Origin of the sequence: Nocardioides sp., assembly GCF_025964975.1 — a bacterium.
GTDB lineage: Bacteria > Actinomycetota > Actinomycetes > Propionibacteriales > Nocardioidaceae > Nocardioides.
In genome coordinates this window covers 1-7,831 of sequence record NZ_JAOPXV010000014.1, presented here as the reverse complement: position 1 = coordinate 7,831, position 7,831 = coordinate 1, and the positions used below count along the sequence as shown (strand labels likewise).

The 7,831-nt window shown below is 67.6% G+C and carries 9 protein-coding genes and 1 tRNA gene; 2 read left to right on the top strand and 8 right to left on the bottom strand.

The features are described from left to right. Together JWN68_RS01080 and JWN68_RS01075 are read right to left on the bottom strand one after the other, a co-directional pair. Positions 1-293 (bottom strand): AGE family epimerase/isomerase (locus tag JWN68_RS01080; protein WP_297733393.1); only part of this gene is annotated, 293 nt, incomplete at its 3' end. A gap of 89 nt (positions 294-382) precedes the next feature. After that, positions 383-464 (bottom strand) — tRNA-Tyr (locus tag JWN68_RS01075). 84 nt (positions 465-548) lie between these two features. Here JWN68_RS01075 and JWN68_RS01070 point away from each other — a divergent pair. Next, entirely contained in the window at positions 549-1,040 is a 492-nt protein-coding gene (locus JWN68_RS01070; protein WP_297733390.1) for a YajQ family cyclic di-GMP-binding protein, read from the top strand. A 281-nt stretch (positions 1,041-1,321) separates the two neighbouring features. Here JWN68_RS01070 and JWN68_RS01065 read toward each other — a convergent pair whose 3' ends face one another. The 6 genes from JWN68_RS01065 to JWN68_RS01040 all read right to left on the bottom strand — a co-directional run bounded on the left by JWN68_RS01065 (position 1,322) and on the right by JWN68_RS01040 (position 6,587). Further along, positions 1,322-1,555 (bottom strand): hypothetical protein, encoded by a 234-nt coding sequence (locus tag JWN68_RS01065; RefSeq protein WP_297733387.1) that lies wholly within the window; start codon positions 1,553-1,555, stop codon positions 1,322-1,324. After that, positions 1,552-2,541, bottom strand: coding sequence for a vanadium-dependent haloperoxidase (locus tag JWN68_RS01060; RefSeq protein WP_297733383.1), 990 nt, complete (start codon positions 2,539-2,541; stop codon positions 1,552-1,554). The genes JWN68_RS01065 and JWN68_RS01060 overlap by 4 nt, the downstream gene beginning before the upstream one ends. Positions 2,542-2,850: 309 nt before the next feature. Then, positions 2,851-3,834, bottom strand: coding sequence for a sulfate ABC transporter ATP-binding protein (locus JWN68_RS01055; RefSeq protein ID WP_297733380.1), 984 nt, complete (start codon positions 3,832-3,834; stop codon positions 2,851-2,853). 8 nt (positions 3,835-3,842) lie between these two features. After that, the gene (locus JWN68_RS01050; RefSeq protein ID WP_297733377.1) at positions 3,843-4,655 is read right to left on the bottom strand and encodes a sulfate ABC transporter permease subunit; all 813 of its coding nucleotides are present in this window, start codon (positions 4,653-4,655) and stop codon (positions 3,843-3,845) included. Next, the gene (gene cysT, locus JWN68_RS01045) at positions 4,648-5,526 is read right to left on the bottom strand and encodes a sulfate ABC transporter permease subunit CysT (protein WP_297733374.1); all 879 of its coding nucleotides are present in this window, start codon (positions 5,524-5,526) and stop codon (positions 4,648-4,650) included. The genes JWN68_RS01050 and cysT overlap by 8 nt, the downstream gene beginning before the upstream one ends. Before the next feature lie 5 nt (positions 5,527-5,531). Continuing rightward, the gene (locus tag JWN68_RS01040) at positions 5,532-6,587 is read right to left on the bottom strand and encodes a sulfate ABC transporter substrate-binding protein (RefSeq protein WP_297733371.1); all 1,056 of its coding nucleotides are present in this window, start codon (positions 6,585-6,587) and stop codon (positions 5,532-5,534) included. A 202-nt stretch (positions 6,588-6,789) separates the two neighbouring features. Between JWN68_RS01040 and JWN68_RS01035 the strand changes: the two genes are divergently transcribed. Then, positions 6,790-7,831, top strand: a 1,042-nt coding sequence (locus tag JWN68_RS01035) for a 2-oxoacid:acceptor oxidoreductase family protein (RefSeq protein WP_297733368.1), incomplete at its 3' end; no start/stop codon positions are given.

The window sequence follows — 7,831 nt, the reverse complement described above, 5'->3', positions numbered from 1 at the left end:
ACGGCACCGAACCAGCCGCCGTGCTCGTCGTCGGACAGTGTGCTCCGCAGCCCGTCGAGCGCGGCAGTGGCGATCGGCGCGCACCCCTCGACGCCGAGCAGGTGGCCCAGGGCGTAGACGTGGACGGTGCGGCTGGTGATCCACGTGTGCACCGGGCGGTCGAGGTCGGGCACGCCCTCGTCGCCGAGCCACGCGGCCCCGCCGACCGGGTGGATGACGTTCCCGCCGAAGGCCAGGAGCCGGCGGCACTCGGCATCCAGCCACGCATCGTCCGGGGGCGCGGGGAGGCTCACTCGTGCAGTCAAGCAGCGAACCCCCACAACGCACGAGACCCCCGCACGAGGTGAGGGGGTCTGGCGACTGGACACGTGATCTTGTCCAGTGGCAGGTAGAGGATTCGAACCTCTGTAGGCGTTGCCGGCTGATTTACAGTCAGCTCCCTTTGGCCGCTCGGGCAACCTGCCGGGGCGTGCGGAACAATAGCAAGGCACGGACACCGCTACGAATCGCCGGGGGCACCCGGCAGCCGCACAGAAGGAGGCACCACCATGGCCGACTCGAGCTTCGACATCGTGAGCAAGCTGGACCGCCAGGAGGTCGACAACGCCCTGAGCCAGGCAGCCCGCGAGATCGCCAACCGGTTCGACTTCAAGGGCACCGGCGCGAGCATCGAGTGGAAGGGCGAGCAGGCGATCGAGATCACCGCCTCAGCCGACGACCGGGCCAGCGCGGTGCTCAGCGTCTTCCAGGACAAGCTGATCAAGCGCAACCAGAGCCTGAAGATCCTCGATGCCTCCGAGCCCCGCCAATCCGGCCAGGTCTCCAAGATCGACATCACGCTCAAGGAGGGCATCAGCTCAGAGGACGCGAAGAAGATCTCCAGGCTGATCCGCGACGAGGGCCCCAAGGGCGTCAAGGCCCAGGTGCAGGGCGACGAGCTCCGGGTGACCTCCAAGAAGCGCGACGACCTCCAGGCGGTCCAGCAGCTGGTGAAGTCGCAGGACTACGAGTTCGCGGTGCAGTTCACCAACTACCGCTGAGCGTGCGAGTCACGTGCCTGACGGGCCGTAGGTCCGGCAGGCGCCAAGGCTAGGGCTGCTGCCCGCGATCGGCCTCGTCACCGATCGTGGGACCGCGTCCGGTGGACGACCTCGTTCCGATCCGCCGAGTCTTCATGCAGTGGCGACACGTCTGGCGGGCCTCGTTCATTCCCCCTTCCAGTGATCCCCAGCTGTGTCGGCCGAGCACGCATCCGAGCCGGCGGAGTATGGACATCTCGACTCCCTTCGCTAGTTCTTGGTGGATTGCCGGCCCCCAGCCATCACCCCACTGGGGCGAAGTGCTGCTTGTCGACCCACTGGGCGACCTTCTTCCCGAGCCAAGCGCCCTGGACGTCGGCCGTCCGGAAGTGGAAGCCGTTGAGGATGCGGCCATCGACGGTGCCGTCGATGACATCGGTGAAGCGCGCAAAGCTCTTGGTCGAACCCGGGACCCCGATGGGATCGCCCGCGGTCGAACTTGCCGCGACGCCAGGGCTCGTCAGCGAGAACGTCATCTCGTCGGTGCCGAAGAAGTACCGGACGCTCTGCCAGAACCCGCCCGTGTAGCAGTTGTAGCCGGACGGCTCATCCGGATACCCGGTGGCGCGAAGAGGGACAACCAGTCGGGATCCGCCACGGTGAGCGGGTTGCCGTCGGACGCTGCCTCGCGGATGGCGGTCTGCGGCCGCCACGCATTCCACCGACCCTTGGTGGCAAAGCAACCGATCAGCGCATCCGCCGATCCCATGCTGGCCTGGACGAAGAGGCGAGCCTGTTCGCTCGTCGACAGGCCCTGAGCCGTGGCGGTCCCACGGAGCCCGGTGTTGTAGAAGGGGATCGGATTGGCAGTGAAGAACCCGGCGGTCAGGGTCTGCGCATCGGTGCGGCTCGATCCCGACTGGGCGCCCCACGCTTTGACTTCATTGAAGTCTGCGACGTACTTGTCGCTCATGATGTCGAGCGGACCCGCGGTGACGAACTGATCGGGGCTGGTGAGAGTGAGCGGCGTGACGGTGGCGAACTGCCCGAGCACGTTGATGGACAGCGGCGCCACCGGGCGCCATTGCCCGGGCCCGCTGCCGACCGCCCAGGGCTCGCTGTCGGAACGACCATCGTTGGCGTGGGCCGCGAGCATCGCTGCCGCTGCGTCGGCACCGACTTCGATGCCGTCCGTCCTGGCCTGACCGGCGTCGATCGCGGCAAGGGAGGCGGCGAGCATGCCATCGATCCTGGTCCGGACGAGAGTGTTGGCTGCCGGGGTGAGGCCGTACAGGACATCGTACGCGGCCTGCGCCACAGCGGATGCCTGCGACGCGGTCGAGGGCGCGGACAGGCCTGAGAGATACGGCTCGTAGCCTCCATCGATGGCGTTGACCGCGTCATAGATGGCGCCGTGGACCATTGCCAGGTTCAGCGGCGACAGTGGCGGACCCTGGCCCAGACCGGGTGGGGTGTTGGCCGCGGGTCGGCTGAGGATGTTGACCGCGTTCTCGTTCCACACGAGCACCATGTTGGTGGGCTCGGCGGCGCCGGCCGGCGGGACGGGAATCGACCCGGCGACCGCGATGGTGATGACGGCCGATGCAGTCGCCGGCCAACGCCGAGCGGACCGTACTTCCTTGGGAGTGGCCATGCCGTTCCTCCTCCGGACCAGGACTCTCCCGAGCAGGAGGTGCCTGTCATCGTCCCGCGCACCAGGTGCCACGTCATGCCCCATACACGGAAACTCGCCGTACCCGCACGATCCCGGACGCCGGGTCGCTCCCTGCTGAGCTTCCACCCGAGCCGGTGGAAGTTCAGCCAGTGCGAGTCAGCCGACCAGCGCAGGCCGCATGGAGGGGATGACGACGGCACCAGTGGCCGGCGTCAGCCAGACCGTGGTGGCCTCGACGAGGCCCAGTGACCGCGAGTGGGTGCGGGTGAGCACCACCATCACCTCCTGGCCGTCGACGGTCAGGACGCTGAGCCGCACCTCGAAGCCGATGCGCACGACACGGGAGACCGTCCCCTCGACGGCGCCTGCCAGCAGGGGTGCGGTGGAGACCTCGATGTCGTGGGGACGCAGGGTCATCGGTCCGAGGTTGGTCACCTCGCCGAGGAAGCCCATCACGAAGTCGTTGGCCGGTTCGTCGTAGAGCTGGTCGGGGGACCCGACCTGCTCGACCCGGCCCTCGTTGATCACCACGATCTCGTCGGCCACCTCGAGCGCCTCCTCCTGGTCGTGCGTGACGAACACGGTCGTCACGGCCACCTCGTCGTGCAAACGACGCAGCCACTCGCGCAGCTCCTTGCGGACCTTGGCGTCGAGCGCCCCGAAGGGCTCGTCGAGGAGCAGCACGGTCGGCTCGACGGCCAACGCGCGAGCGAGGGCCATCCGCTGGCGCTGACCGCCCGAGAGCTGAGAGGGCAGCCGGTGGGAGAACTGCGAGAGGTGCACGAGCTTGAGCAGCTCGTCCACCCGGGCAGCGACCTCGTCCTTGGGGCGCTTGCGGATCTCTAGCCCGAAGGCGACGTTCTTGGCGACCGTCATGTGCTTGAAGACGGCGTAGTGCTGGAAGACGAAGCCGACGTTGCGCTTCTGCGGTGGCAGCTTGGTGGCGTTGACGCCCTCGATGGACACGGTGCCCGTGTCGGCGGTATCGAGCCCGGCGATGATCCGCAGCAGCGTCGACTTGCCGCCACCGGACGGGCCCAGGAGGGCGGTCAGCTGACCGGTGGGCAGGGAGACGTTGACGTTGTCGAGGGCGACGAAGTCGCCGAACGTCTTGGTTACTCCAGTGACGTCGATACTCATGGTGGGCCTCAGGCTTCTTCGTGTTGGGGGCGGAGGAACGCGACGACGATCAGGCAGGCGATGCTGATGAACGCCAGGAGGAATGCGACCGAGTAGGCGGTCGTCTGCTCGAAGTTCTGATACTTCGCCTCGACGATCAGGGTGGCGGTCTGGGTCCGGCCGGTGATGTTGCCGGAGACGACCTTGACGGCGCCGAACTCCCCGAGCGACCGGGCGAGCGAGAGGACGACTCCGTAGATCACGGCCCACTTGATCGAGGGAAGGGTGATCCGGAGGAACGTCTGACGACCGTTGGCGCCCAGGCTGCGAGCCGCCTGCTCCTGGTCGTCGCCGATCTCGGTGAGGACCGGCACCACCTCGCGGATGACGAGCGGCAGGGCCACGAAGCAGGTAGCCATGATCATGCCGGGCGAGTCGTAGATGACCTGCCAGCCGGCTTCCTCGATGCTCGGGCCGAACCAACCGGTCCGTCCGCTGAACACCAGGAGGAGGGCCAGACCCACGACCACCGGCGAGACCGAGAGCGGCAGGTCGATGAGCGCCGACAGCACCCGCTTGCCCGGGAACTCGTAGCGGACCAGCAGCAGCGAGATCGTCACCCCGAACACGAGGTTGATCGCGACCGCCCACAGAGCGACCATCAGGGTCAGCTGCAGCGCGCCGACCGTGTTGGGGTCGGTGAAGATGCCGAAGAAGTCCTCCGTGCCGTCCTCGAAGGTGCGGATGGCGACGAGCGAGACCGGCCAGGCCACGAGGAAGAACACATAGCCGACGGCGATGACGCGCAGCAGCCAACGCACGGGGGTCGAGACCTTAACCACGGTTGGCCACCCTTCGTTGCGCGATGTCGAGACCGACGATGACCACGAGGGCGACCGCCAGCATCACCGAGGCCAGAGCGGCCGCGGACTGGGTGTTGCCGTTCTCGATGAAGGTCAGCACCCGGACCGAGACGACCTCCGTGCGGAACGGCAGGTTGCCGGACAGCAGGACGAGCGAGCCGTACTCACTGATGGCACGTGCGAACGAGAGGGCTGCTCCCGCCGCGATGGCCGGAGTCAGGCTGGGCAGGATGATCCGCCTCACGATGGTCCCCCGGGTGGCACCCAGCGATGCCGCTGCCTCCTCGACATCGGCGTCGAGCTCCTCGAGCACCGGCTGGACCGTGCGCACGATGAAGGGCAGCGTCACGAAGGCCAGGGCCAACATCACGGCGCGCTCGGTGTTGGCCCACTCGAGTCCGAGCGGGCTCTCCGGGCCGTACAACGAGAGCAGCACCAGACCGGCGACGATCGTGGGCAGGGCGAACGGCACGTCGATGATGATGTTGAGCAGCGACTTGCCGACGAACTGGTCGCGGACCAGGACCCAGGCGATGATCGTGCCGACCACGATGTTGATGACCGTGACGATCGCAGCCTGGCTGACGGTCAGGGTGACCGCGGCCCACGTCTGGTCACTGCGGAGAACCTGGAAGTAGGCGTCCCACCCGCCCTCGCCGGCGGTGACGATGATGGCGATGAGCGGGATCAGGACCAGCAGGCTGAACCAGATCATGGCGATACCCAGGCCGAGTCCGGCGCCCGGCGTGAGGGTGTTGCGGGGCCTGGCACTGCGACGCCGCCGGGGAGCGCGTCCGGTGGACGGCTCCCCGACGGTGTCGGCAGGCGGGCCCAGAATGGCGCTTGTCATGAGTCCTACTCGCCGAGCTTTCCGGTCTCCTGCTGGACCTCGGCCACCAGGCCGAGCGGCTCGCCGTCCTCGCCGTCGGCGAAGAACTTCTCTGCGGCCTCGGGCCAGCCGCCGAAGTCCTCGGCCACGGTGAACAGCACCTTCGGTGTCGGGAACGGGTCGGCGGGATCGTTGGCGCCCTCGACGTCACCGGTGACGCCCTCGGTGACCGGGCGGTAGCCGTACTTGAGGAAGCTGGCCTGCGCCTCCTCGGTGTAGAGGTAGTCGAGGAACTCCTGCGCCTCCGGCTCGGCGTCCTTGGTCACGGCCGCGGGGGTCTCGATGAGCAGCGTCTCGTCCGGCACGATGTAGTCGAGCTCCTCGCCGTTCTGGCGGGCGAGGATGGCCTCGTTCTCGTAGGAGATCAGCACGTCGCCGACACCGCTGGTGAAGCTGGTCAGCGCGTCACGGGCCGAGCCCGGGAGGGCCACCGCGTTGTCGAAGAAGTCGACCAGGTACTGACGGGCCGCGTCCTCGTCGCCGTCGTTGACCTCGAGCGCGTGGCCGTAGGCCGCCAGCAGGTTCCAGCGAGCACCGCCCGAGGAGCCGGGGTTGGGGGAGACGATCTCGACGTCGGGCTCGACGATGTCTTCCCAGCCCTTGATGTCGAGCGGGTTGCCGGGGCGGGTCACGATCACCACGACCGAGTCGGCCACGATGCCGGCGTGCTCACCTGCGTTCCAGTCGTCGGCCACCAAGCCGGCGTCGACGAGCCGGGTGACGTCACCCTCGAGGGAGAAGTTGACGTAGTCGGCCTTCTGGCCGCCCTCGACGGCGCGGCTCTGGTCGCCTGACGGGCCGTAGGAGGTGCTGAACTCGACGCCCTCGCCCTCGGGGGTCTCGGCGAAGTTGGCGGTGATCTCGTTGTAGGCCGTCTCGGGGGTGGAGTAGGCGATCAGGTCGATCGCGGTGCCGCCATCCTCCGTTGCGCCCTCGGAGTTGGTCGAGCAGGCGGTCAAGGCCAGGAGTGAGGCGATGGACGCCGCGGCCAAGCCACGCGTGGCCTTGGAGGTGAGCTTCATGGTGCTGGTTCTCTTTCTGTTCGCCGACCCGAGAAGGACAGTTACTAGTCAATGTCGACCAGGATACATAACTTTAGTGACTTACTTCAACCATCTTGCGCGTGTCACGCATCACGCTCGGCGCCTACAGCCGCCGACTACAGTGGACGCTGGGCTGAACGGCCCGGAACGACGCTCTTTTTTCGCAGGAAGCAGGCATGAGGTGACCCAGCCCAAGCAGGTCAAGCAGCTCGATCGCGTGATCATCCGGTTCGCCGGTGACTCCGGCGACGGCATGCAGCTGACCGGCGACAGGTTCACCCAGGAGTCGGCCGTCTTCGGCAACGACCTGGTGACCCTGCCCAACTTCCCGGCCGAGATCCGAGCCCCCCAGGGCACGCTGCCCGGCGTCTCGTCGTTCCAGGTCCACTTCGCCGACCACGACATCCTCACCGCGGGCGACGCCCCCGACGTCCTGGTCGCGATGAACCCTGCGGCCCTGCGCGCCAACCTCGGCGACCTGCCCAAGGGCGCCAGCATCATCGTGGACACTCACGACTTCACCGCTCGCAACCTCAGCAAGGCCGGCTACACCGCCAACCCGCTCGACGGCGACGACCTCGCTGCCTTCGCCGTACACCCGGTCGACCTCACCGGGATGACCGTGGCTGCCGTCAAGGAGTTCGGGCTCTCACGCAAGGACGCCGCCCGGGCGAAGAACATGTTCGCCCTCGGGCTGCTGTCGTGGATGTACGGCCGCCCGATCGAGTCGACCATCACGTTCTTGTCCAAGCGCTTCGCCAAGGTGCCCGACATCCGCGACGCCAACATCACCGCCTTCAAGGCCGGGTGGAACTTCGGCGAGACCACCGAGACGTTCATCGTCCGCTACGAGGTCAAGCCCGCGCCCATGTCGGCCGGCACCTATCGCAACATCACCGGCAACCTGGCGCTGTCCTACGGCCTGATCGCCGGCGGCGTGCAGTCCGGACTGCCGCTGTTCCTCGGGTCCTACCCCATCACCCCGGCCTCCGACATCCTCCACGAGCTCTCGAAGCACAAGTCCTTCGGCGTCACCACCTTCCAGGCGGAGGACGAGATCTCCGGGGTGGGTGCCGCGATCGGCGCCTCCTTCGCCGGCAGCCTCGGTGTCACCACCACGTCGGGTCCCGGTGTCGCGCTCAAGTCCGAGGCCATCGGCCTGGCCGTGATGACCGAGCTCCCGCTGGTCGTCGTCGACGTGCAGCGCGGCGGTCCCTCGACCG

Excerpts from the sequence above, each read along its gene's own strand:
- JWN68_RS01070 (WP_297733390.1), top strand. The coding sequence starts at position 549 with ATGGCCGACTCGAGCTTCGACATCGTGAGCAAGCTGGACCGCCAGGAG.
- JWN68_RS01065 (WP_297733387.1), bottom strand. The coding sequence starts at position 1,555 with ATGACGTTCTCGCTGACGAGCCCTGGCGTCGCGGCAAGTTCGACCGCG.
- JWN68_RS01055 (WP_297733380.1), bottom strand. The coding sequence starts at position 3,834 with ATGAGTATCGACGTCACTGGAGTAACCAAGACGTTCGGCGACTTCGTC.
- cysT (WP_297733374.1), bottom strand. The coding sequence starts at position 5,526 with ATGACAAGCGCCATTCTGGGCCCGCCTGCCGACACCGTCGGGGAGCCG.
- JWN68_RS01040 (WP_297733371.1), bottom strand. The coding sequence starts at position 6,587 with ATGAAGCTCACCTCCAAGGCCACGCGTGGCTTGGCCGCGGCGTCCATC.